Annotated in this window: 1 protein-coding gene; it reads right to left on the reverse strand. The window is 36.7% G+C overall.

Annotated features, from left to right (window positions below):
* Positions 1-528 (reverse strand): hypothetical protein (locus V7719_RS18775; RefSeq protein WP_335731475.1); only part of this gene is annotated, 528 nt, incomplete at both ends.

Below are 528 nucleotides of genomic sequence, written 5' to 3' on the forward strand. Positions count from 1 at the left end.
TAACCAAGCTGTATCATCATTATTATCATAACAATAATTAAATTGTAATGGTGGTTGTGTACAATCTACAAGGTTTAGCACACATTGATCTTGCGTTAAGGATGTACTTGTTAAAATACAGTTGGTATCATCATCATTTGCAACCGTAATCACTACTGGCGTTCCATTAGCAAAAGGTCCAAAAGAAAACAATCCAACTTCAGTAGTATTTTGAGGTGCACTTGCTTGATCATCTGAAATTGTTATTGAAGTTGCAGAACCCAAATCGGTTAAATCTACATCCACGAAAAATTGTGGTCCGTTAATACAATCTTGTCTAACTGCATAACCAGCAACTGGATTAACACAAGTTGCACAAGCAACTGTAAAATCCCACTCTGTTGTACAACATCCACTTCCAGATGCACAGCTTACAGAGCCATCAGCATCGATTTCCATATATAATGAATCACCTGTAGAATCAAATGTCAATCCTGAGAGATCTCCTCCGTTATTTCCTTGGAAAATTAATGGTGCCGTATTATCTTG

Source organism: Psychroserpens sp. (assembly GCF_036960315.1).
Lineage (GTDB): Bacteria > Bacteroidota > Bacteroidia > Flavobacteriales > Flavobacteriaceae > Psychroserpens.